General features: G+C 31.7%; 8 protein-coding genes. 2 read left to right on the top strand and 6 right to left on the bottom strand.

The genetic code is table 11. The features are described from left to right. Both IJ258_RS05090 and IJ258_RS05085 read right to left on the bottom strand, forming a co-directional pair. A partial coding sequence (locus IJ258_RS05090; RefSeq protein WP_292803901.1) for a putative RNA uridine N3 methyltransferase occupies positions 1-640 on the bottom strand: 640 nt, incomplete at its 3' end. A 230-nt stretch (positions 641-870) separates the two neighbouring features. Beyond that, positions 871-1,503: an METTL5 family protein gene (locus IJ258_RS05085; protein ID WP_292803898.1), complete on the bottom strand. Its 633-nt coding sequence runs from the start codon at positions 1,501-1,503 to the stop codon at positions 871-873. A gap of 71 nt (positions 1,504-1,574) precedes the next feature. Between IJ258_RS05085 and IJ258_RS05080 the strand changes: the two genes are divergently transcribed. Further along, complete coding sequence (locus IJ258_RS05080) at positions 1,575-3,068, top strand: acetyl-CoA carboxylase biotin carboxylase subunit (RefSeq protein WP_292803895.1); 1,494 nt, start codon at positions 1,575-1,577, stop codon at positions 3,066-3,068. A gap of 22 nt (positions 3,069-3,090) precedes the next feature. Beyond that, positions 3,091-4,008 (top strand): biotin--[acetyl-CoA-carboxylase] ligase, encoded by a 918-nt coding sequence (locus IJ258_RS05075; RefSeq protein ID WP_292803892.1) that lies wholly within the window; start codon positions 3,091-3,093, stop codon positions 4,006-4,008. Between the two features lie 37 nt (positions 4,009-4,045). Here the strand turns inward: IJ258_RS05075 and IJ258_RS05070 are convergent, their stop codons facing one another. The 4 genes from IJ258_RS05070 to IJ258_RS05055 all read right to left on the bottom strand — a co-directional run bounded on the left by IJ258_RS05070 (position 4,046) and on the right by IJ258_RS05055 (position 8,344). Further along, complete coding sequence (locus tag IJ258_RS05070) at positions 4,046-5,194, bottom strand: TIGR03576 family pyridoxal phosphate-dependent enzyme (RefSeq protein ID WP_292803889.1); 1,149 nt, start codon at positions 5,192-5,194, stop codon at positions 4,046-4,048. Then, positions 5,195-5,524, bottom strand: a complete 330-nt coding sequence (locus IJ258_RS05065) for a hypothetical protein (RefSeq protein ID WP_292803886.1) — start codon at positions 5,522-5,524, stop codon at positions 5,195-5,197. It lies immediately after the preceding gene. A gap of 86 nt (positions 5,525-5,610) precedes the next feature. Beyond that, the gene (locus IJ258_RS05060) at positions 5,611-6,132 is read right to left on the bottom strand and encodes a FumA C-terminus/TtdB family hydratase beta subunit (protein ID WP_292803883.1); all 522 of its coding nucleotides are present in this window, start codon (positions 6,130-6,132) and stop codon (positions 5,611-5,613) included. 352 nt (positions 6,133-6,484) lie between these two features. Further along, positions 6,485-8,344 (bottom strand): sensor histidine kinase, encoded by a 1,860-nt coding sequence (locus IJ258_RS05055; protein WP_292803880.1) that lies wholly within the window; start codon positions 8,342-8,344, stop codon positions 6,485-6,487. Between the last annotated feature and the right edge of the window lie 305 nt (positions 8,345-8,649).

Raw genomic sequence — 8,649 nt, 5'->3', positions numbered from 1 at the left:
TATGCTTTAATTCATCAAAAATAGAATCAATATAATCTCCATATCTTGTAGTTTCCACAACAAGATCAGGTTTAATTAATTTTAAGCTATTTTTAAGACTCTTATTAGAGGATATTACATTATATCCCCAGTAAATGTCATCTGGTTTATCAGGTGTGACTATTACTTCTTTCTTAGCAATTTTAGTAATCTTAAAGTCAAAAATTCTTTTAACAGTAAGTTGCTCTTTACAGAATGCAAGTTTATCCATACCTATATCAACATAAGTTCCTTTCTTATTTCTTTTAACAGTAAAACCTTGCCTATAATCACCGACGTCAGGTTGATTATTAACAGGATGATGAGGAGTCCTAAGCGGTGGAAGAATTCCCACATGCTTTAATTCTGGTCTTATAGGAAATGCTTTTTTCCTCAAGTATTGAGGAGTATTCATATAATTTAAAACTTCAGCAATAAAAGCTCCATCCTCTTTCCCATCTTCGTTTTTATCATGATTATCATTATAAATAACCACATTATCTGCTTGAAAAATAGCTAAAGCTCTACCTAAAATACCTACTTTATAAGTACGAATTTTAAGATCTTTAGACTCAGAAAGAAATGAGTTTGGAATAAATATAGATAGCTCATCTTTATACATTAGTAATACATTTGGCATGCAAACTATATAAAGATTACCCTACATTTATATAGCTATCACTAAATAGACTTACACATTTACAAAATATTATATCAATTATAATATCTGTAGCTTCTTATTATGCTACCAACTTTTTTATACTCAGAGAATATATTAATATAAAATATGTACTACCCAGTATATAAAGGTATTGTTTTTTACCAAAAAAATAAGAATTTTATAAAATGAAATTATTTTTTAATTGCCCTAATGACAATTACATCAACATCTTGCTTTTCTTTTGTGTGAAAATCATAAATTTTTGGAATCGGGAACTTATACCTAAAAATATGAGTGATTTCCAGGTTATGATTATAATAATATTTTATTAGAAACTCTTCAGTTGATGCCATATGAAAGGAATATAAAACATTAAAATCCAAATCAATGGCTTTTTTTACAAATTTTAAATCCTGACCAGAATCCGCATTTTTTTGAGATCCAAAAGGTGGATTTTGAAACACAGTATCTACATTCAATGACTCATTAAATTGACAAATATCACTTACTATGAAATTTACATTAACAGCATTTAATTTATCTTTAGTTACATTTGCTAATTCAATAGAATCATTATCAATATCTACACCAATCGAGTAGTTTGCACCCATCAATGCTGATGCAATGGCAAATACGCCAGTCCCACAACCCAAATCAATAACATTTTTTCCATCAATATCACCAAGAGTAAAAGCATTCCAGATTAAATCTGAAGCTATAACTGAGGGAGTAGTATACTGTTCAAGACCAACTTTCGGTTTTGGATGAGTTGGAATGGATTGAAGTTTCATTTCCAAATGTTTTTTACGAGTAATTTTTTTCATCTAATCAAATATTTAATATATTATGTAATATATAATTATATTATTAATGAAAATATTTCAGAGGTTTAAAAATGTTTGAAAAAATATTAATCGCAAATAGAGGTGAAATAGCAATAAGAGTAATGAGAGCATGTCGTGAATTAGACGTTAAAAGCGTGGCTATTTACTCTGATGCAGACAAAACATCACTTTACACAAATTATGCCGACGAAAGTTATCCATTAGGAAATCCTTCACCTGCGAAATCCTATTTAAATATTGAAAAAATAATCGACATTGCACTTGAGTCAGGTGCAGATGCTATACATCCAGGTTACGGATTTTTAGCTGAAAATCCTAAATTTGGTGAAGAATGTGAAAAAAATGGAATAAAATTAATCGGTCCAAGTGGAGATGTAATTAACAAAATGGGAGATAAAATTACATCAAAAGCTTTAATGAAAAAAGCAGGAGTTCCTGTTATTGAAGGTACACCTGAAGGTGTAACTGACATTGAAGAAGCTAAAGAAATTGCAGCTCAAATTGGATATCCGGTTATTGTAAAAGCTTCAGCAGGTGGTGGGGGAATTGGTATGCGTGCAGTTTATGAAGAAGAAGAGCTTGTACGTGCAATTGAATCAACCCAATCTGTTGCAGCAACAAACTTCGGAGATTCAACAGTATTTATTGAAAAATACCTCGAAAAACCAAGACACATCGAATTCCAGTTATTAGCTGATGAACACGGAAATGTAATTCATGTTGCAGACAGAGAATGTTCAATTCAAAGAAGACATCAGAAACTCCTAGAAGAAGCACCTTCTCCAATCATGACTGAAGAGTTAAGAGAACAAATGGGAGGAAGTGCAGTTAAAGCTGCAGAATACATAGGATATAAAAGTGCAGGAACCGTTGAATTCTTATATGATAACGGCGAATACTATTTCCTTGAAATGAACACCCGTATTCAAGTGGAACACCCAATTACTGAATTAATCACAAATACCGATTTAATTAAAGAACAAATTAAAATTGCAAACGGTGACGAATTAACTTACAGTCAAAATGACATTAAAGTAACCGGTCATGCAATCGAATGTCGTATCAATGCAGAAGATCCTTTAAACGATTTTTCACCTAACCCTGGTAAAATTACAGGTTACAGATCACCAGGTGGTCCGGGCGTACGTTTAGACAGTGGAGTATACATGAATTATACCATTCCAACATTTTATGATTCAATGATTTCCAAATTAATTACTTATGGAAGAAATAGAAATGATGCAATTAACAAAATGAAAAGAGCATTAAGTGAATACATCATTTTAGGTGTTAAAACTACTATTCCATTCCATAAAGCAGTACTTAGGAACCCTAATTTCATTTCCGGTGATTTGAATACACATTTCATTGACACATATAGAAAAGGCATAGAAGAAGAAATGGTTAATGTTATTGCAGAAGATTTAGAGTATGTAAATAAATTAAAATCCACATTTATGCCTGCTAAAAAGATTGCTGCAATTTCTGCTGCAGTCGGGTCATACTTAACTGCTGCAAATAATCAGCAAATGCAAAAAAAATAATTTCCCTATTGGAGAGTAGTGGATGAAAAATGAAATAGTTAAATTATTAAAAAGAGAAAGCAAACTTTCTGATGAAACAATAAAAGAGATTGAAGAAACAAACATTCAGGATTTTGCAAACCTAATCAAAGAAATTGGTAAAGAAAAAAGGGAACATATTAAAGCCTCTGAAATTTCGAAAGACTTAAACACAAACTACATTGGAAAAAATTTATATATTTACCATGAAGTCAACTCAACAAATACAGTTGCTAAATTTTTATCCCAAACTGGTGTTGAAAACGGGAGCATAGTAATTTCTGAAAAACAAACCGGTGCGAGAGGAAGATCTGGAAAATCTTGGGAATCCCCATTGGGAGGAGTATGGTTATCCATCATATTAAGACCTGATGTTGACCACTCCAAAATTCCACTTATCACATTGGCTACTGGAGTTGCAGTTGCTAAAACCCTTGAAAGAATTGGCATAAAAAATTCTGAAATCAAATGGCCAAATGACATTATGATAAATGATAAAAAAGTCTGTGGTATTTTAACTGAAGCTGTAACAAACTTCAATACCATAGAAACTGTTATCATAGGAGTGGGAATCGATGCCAATTTAAATATTGAAGATTTCCCTGAAGAATTACAAGCAGGAACCACTACTCTTGAAAATGAACTAGGTAGGAAAGGAGATGAGAATCTCTTAATAAAAATCTTTTTAGAAGAATTTGAAAAAATTAGCGAATTATTTAACCATGAAGGTTATGAAGAAATATTGAAAGAATGGAGAAAACGTTCTTACACTATTGGTAAAATAGTAGAGGTTAGAAAACCATTCAACAAATATTATGATGCATATGTTCTTGGAATTTCAAGAGAAGGTGCATTAGTTGTTGAAAAAATTGATGGTACACTGGAAAAAGTTATTTCCGGAGAATGCATCATTAAAAATTAATATAATGTTATACTTTTAGTATAACATTTTACATCACCTAAAAAACTATTTTTTTACATTCATCCTCATTATTAACAATTTTTATTAAATCATCAAAAGAAGAGATAATTTTTTGTGACAAATCATTTAAATCCAGATTAAATGCATCAGTGGTTGATAAATCAAATCTTATTGTAGCAGATGCTCCGGGCATACCTACAGAAGGAATAGTAATTATTCCATGATTTTTAAGTAAAATTAAAGATAGTACAAATGCTAAATCATTGTCGGATAAATTATGAGAGCTTGTAATTTCACAAGACAAACCATAAGGAGTAATCATGACTCCTGTTGGAGTTTTTTGAAAATTATTGAATTTTTCACATAACAAATCAAATAATTGATCTTTTCTATCAAAACTTTTTATCAGATTATCACTATTGAAATTTTTAATCCCATTTACCATGGCAAGTACTGCAGGTGGCTGAGCTTCAAGTCCGAATTGATTTACTTTAACTTTAATTTCATCAATCAATTCCTTACGCCCTGCCATTAATCCTCCTCTTGGACCTGGCATTAATTTATCTGTACTTGTTATTGCAATATCTGCACCCAAATCACATGCTTTTTCTTGTTTAAATACGACAGTTCGAAGTCTAGCACCGGATGCATCATCCACCATTACAGGAATATCTTTTTCATGAGCCATTTCAATGACTTTTTTAAATTCCCCCTCATCAATTACCTGATGGTCCATTGTAGAACCGGTAATGACAACCAATGACGTATTATCCGGAATTTCAAATTCATCAAAAACATCAGTTTCAAAATAATTAGCACCAACTAATTTACAACTACGAGGGATAGATGGATGCGCTGGCAATTTCGCCAGATAATGAACAACATTAGAATCCTTTTTAACTAATGTTAATATGGTGGCTAAAATCCCTGAAGAAGTCCTATTCAATGGCAGAACTTTTTCACCACCCATATGCTCTTTTCCAACTTCCTGAAGAGCATCTTCAAAAATAGCTGGACCAACATAAGTTTCTAAAAGACTTAACTCTGAAGGACTAGCAATAAATCCTCCAGATAATCCGGTTAAATCAAATAAGAAATCACGCCCTTTATTTTCAACTATATTTTTAATAATTGATAGGGCTTTTTCTCTTTTTTTTACTTCATCTAAAGATGTATTAACTATCATCTAATCAGAGTCATCCAATTGTAATTTATAATCTTCAAAGAATTCAATGATAGATTTTAATTGTTTATCTGTAATCTCAACATTAGTATATTCATCATCTTCAGGAATTCCGTAGAAGTAATCTGCAAATAAAACTTTTCCTTCAGGACTGGTAATAATAGTTATACCATCAGTGAGTTTATCAGGATTTTTATTTTGAAATTCAAGTTCTAGTGAGATACCAATTTTTTCTGAAAACTTAGCCTTTTCTTCTGGTTCCCTATTACATTTCCTAATTTTTGTCATTCTTGATTTTAATTTTTTTTCCGCAAGTTCATTAATATCAGCCATAATTAACACTTCCTCCAAATTTACCATAAATTGTTGAATTAAAATATACTATACATTTAATTCATATATAAGTATTTCTTTAAAAATCAATCATACAAACTATTTCCTTCACTATCCATTGCAACTATAAGTGGGCCAAAATCTTTAACTTTTAAATTCCACATTGCTTCAGGCATCCCCAAGTCCAGCCAGTCCACACTTTCAATTTCTTCCACGGCATCCACATATAGTGCAGCACAACCGCCAGTTGCAACCACGTACAATGCTTTATTTCTGATTAAGGCTTCACGTACAGTATCATCCATTCCACCTTTACCAATGACAATTTTCACACCCATATCCAAAACATCACTCTGATAGGGATTCATCCTCATTGAAGTGGTTGGGCCAATGGCCACCATTTTATATTCACCATCATTTTCAGTTATAATCGGACCTGCATGAAAAAGAACAGCACCCTCAATATCTGTCGGAGCCCCTTGTTCAATAATACGTTTATGAGCTTGATCACGAGCAGTAATAATATTACCAGTTAAATAAACAACATCTCCTGCTTTTAAATCATTTAAACTATCATCATTAATAGGAACATTTAATTTTTTTTCCATTTAACACACCTTTATTTAATTGGACTACCTCAACCTATATAAGTTAAGGATTCTTACTTCACGAACTGTATACCTAATGAATGTAGGATTGCCGCGCTATCCTCCTTATCTGGAAGGTTCAGGCAATATTGACATGATTAATTATTTTTTTTTAACTTGGTTTTCGTTGAAAAAATTTCATTAAGACTTAGTCATTGCCATTTATTATTTATGTTGTGATAGCATTTAAAGTTCATCAGCAAACATTTGAAATGTAATCACAACTTGAACCCAACTTGCAGAAGTTGGGGTATTCTACATATTTATGATAAATTAGAAAATTACCTTGACTTTCAGTTTTTGAATAAATCTTTTAGAATGATTCATTTTCAGTAAATACTATGCTTATACATGTCCCATTATCAAATGTGTATGCAATCTCACCGTCAATCTGCTTGGTGAGGTTATGAATAACTGTCAGCCCCAGACTGGTAGGATTTTCAAAATCTACACTGTCAGGTATTCCAACACCGCTGTCACGATATTCCACCTCAATTTTATTGTCCAGTCGCCCGATTTTTATTTCCACTTTTCCAGGATCATCATCAGGAAACGCATATTTAACAGTGTTGTTTATCAGTTCGTTGATTATCAATCCAAGAGATCCTGCCTGCTTAGCATTTAAGCTTATATCTTCCACCTTTGAGACATACTGTATCTTTGATGAATAAATATCAAACAGAGATTCAACAATAGAATCGATATATCCTTTCAGTCCTATATCAACTAAATTTTTGGACTGATATAACTTCTCATGCATCACACTAATTGATTTGAGATGTGATTTGGTATCCTCAATAATGTCTTCGATAGGAATATGGTTATGCTCTTCCATACGTATAAGAGACAGAAGGATGTTCAGATTGTTTTTTATGTTATGATGAGCTTCTTTAATATCAATATCCCTGTCCTTGATAATTTCATTTTTTTCATATATCTGTTTTTTCAATGAATTTATATATGCTGCTTCCTCTGTAATGTCCTGGTGAGATGAAACATAACTTGTAGCGTTTCCTTCAGAGTCATAGACAAGTTTAATGTGATGTCTGATATATTTAATATTAAGTTTCAGTGTCATTATGCTTGTTGTAAATTCAACTTCAGGATTTTCCGGGCTGAGCAAATCCATCATCGAATCATATAGCTCCATGTCTTCACCCAGTAGGAAATCCCTTATTATTGACGGATTAAACTGGTATGATCTGCTTTCATCCTCAATGACATCATAGAAATTGTCGGAAACAATAAAATTATCAGGATATACACCATAAGATATGATTGTTTTTGAATTGTCGGCCAAAGTTTTAAAGGTATATTTCAGTTGAGTCTTTGAATCATTGTCATTTTCAATTCTGTTTTTGTCCTTTTCCTGCTGTGTCAAATCCTTGATTTTTATCAGCACTGCCGGCAGATTGTCATAGCTGATGTATGAGCCTTCCGCATTCAGGAAAAATCTAATGCTACCGTCATCATTGTATGATACAAGAGGAACCTTATATGAAATCTTTTCCTGTCGTGAAAGACGCTCGATTTCCTTTTTGGTTACTTCAGCTGTTTGTGATTGAATGCCTTTTAATGAGTATTTTGAACCCAGAATCTGCTCTCTTGATCTGCCAACATAATTTGCATAATTTTCATTTAGCTCAACAAACCTGCCCCCCTGTACGATAGCAACCCCTAGATTCTCATCATTCAATGTACTGTCCCTATACATTTTAACTTCAGTTTTGTCTTCATGAATCGAAACGATTGAATCCCCCATCATAAAGTAGCGAAAATCAAGGTATTTGATTAATTTTCCGTCATCATTCATGTATTTGAGAATTCCGGTCTTCTTTTCACCAGTTCTATATAACTCCTGAAACATTTTCACAAAATTGTTTTCTTCATCCTGACGTCCAATTGTATGGGATATCAGTGAACCGATTTTAAAGTTGTTGTCGCCGGTTTTAAAATAGTCTGCGTGATTAAAATATTTCAGATAGAAATCTTCACCATCATTGTATGGCAATAATACAAATATCTCTTCACCCAAATTGCCTAAAAACTTTATTAGTTCATCATCAGTTTGAGGAACATCATTTATAACATATTCCTCTTCAATCGATTCGAGTTTATCCACCCTGATTTCAAAAAGTTTTTCATCAGCATAATTAAAATAAGCAATCTTCATAAATACAACCCCTCATCTATTTAAAAACCATTAGTGCTTAATAAAATGTATTTAAATTATGATTAATAAATATATTCAAAATTAATTAATAAGTAAATAAGATGGTCAAATTATTTACAAAAAGCAAGTTGATAATTTTATAATTAATGCTTCCAAGATATTTCTCAAACAGCAACACTCAAAATCAATCCAACAATTTAAAATAGATACCTTTGTTTTTGATTAACAAATTTAATATATTTGTTATGACCAACTTTTATATGTATTAAAGAAAAATAGTAGGATAAATTATAATGTCAAGTATG

This window comes from Methanobrevibacter sp., from assembly GCF_017468685.1.
In the GTDB taxonomy this organism is placed as follows: domain Archaea; phylum Methanobacteriota; class Methanobacteria; order Methanobacteriales; family Methanobacteriaceae; genus Methanocatella.
The sequence above is the reverse complement of the archived record's forward strand: the minus strand, read 5'-3'. Positions and strand labels throughout refer to the sequence as shown.